At 36.9% G+C, this 705-nt stretch carries 1 protein-coding gene; it reads right to left on the minus strand.

The genetic code is table 11. The features are described 5' to 3' along the window. Nucleotides 1-631: IS110 family transposase (locus I6F49_RS20265; protein ID WP_197181754.1), on the minus strand; the 631-nt coding region annotated here is incomplete at its 3' end. Between the last annotated feature and the right edge of the window lie 74 nt (nucleotides 632-705).

The raw sequence follows: 705 nt of genomic DNA on the forward strand, positions 1-705 counted from the left end.
CAGGGATAGACTCAAGTAGTTTCCTGTTTCTTTTTAAATCAGGTTCATTATCTATGTGGTTATCAATGTCAGATTTAAGCTGTTTAATTTCATCGTCTAAAAACGCGATAGTCACTTTTATAGATTGGCAAACACGTGCTGAAACGTTACTGAATTCACTTGCTTCTAATCGGTTCGCTTCTCGTTGTCGGTTACTCTCAAGCGCATCTAAACGACGGATAAGGGCTTTAAGCTCTCTAACTTCTAATGCATCAGGTTGCCAATAATTAACGACTGCATGCTTAGCACAGCCGTAATGTGCAAGCATCGTTGCATCAGATTTGTCTGTTTTATGAATTATGTTTAAAGCGTCTGCATACTTTTTAGCTTTACCTGGATTCGCTAAAATAATATTAAAGCCTTGCTCGTGTAAAAAATACATCAGCGCCTCATGATAAACACCCGTTGGTTCGAGGGTGATAACGAGCTCATTCGCAGCGCTTTTAGTTGTATTTAAAAGCCATTTTTCTATTGCTAAAAAGTCTTGATGCTTGTTTTTAAATACTTTTGTTTTAATCTTGTTTGTAAGCTGGTCTCTCAACCAGGATAAATCAATCTTCTCTTTACTAATATCAATGCCGATAAACATCATCTCTACTTACTCCCCTTGTACATACAGCATCTACTTAAATAAAAGTGTGCTTGGATACCATTCAGTTTCTGAGA

Source organism: Pseudoalteromonas sp. SWN166 (assembly GCF_015864485.1).
Classification (GTDB): domain Bacteria; phylum Pseudomonadota; class Gammaproteobacteria; order Enterobacterales; family Alteromonadaceae; genus Pseudoalteromonas.